General features: G+C 73.0%; 1 pseudogene. It reads left to right on the forward strand.

Annotated elements, in window-relative coordinates:
* Positions 1 to 226: pseudogene (locus RB628_RS43120) on the forward strand (hypothetical protein); the annotation flags it as partial.

A 226-nucleotide genomic window follows, 5' to 3' on the forward strand; every position in this document is an offset into this window, starting at 1 on the left:
GTCGTGAGCCTCACCGGCCTGCTCCTGCTCGCCGTGATCCTCGCCCGTGGCGTGGTCGGCGCTCTCGAACTCATCCCGCTGTGGGCCGCCATCGCCCTGCTCGTCTTCGTCCGCCACCGAGGCCGCGCCCTGGCCGACTGGGCTCCGATCGTTACCCGGTATGTGCTCCGGCGGATGCGGGGCCAGTTGATCTGGCTCGTCCGGCCCTCCCGCCGCCCGGTCCGCG

The organism is Streptomyces sp. ADMS (assembly GCF_033441795.1).
Classification (GTDB): Bacteria; Actinomycetota; Actinomycetes; order Streptomycetales; family Streptomycetaceae; genus Streptomyces.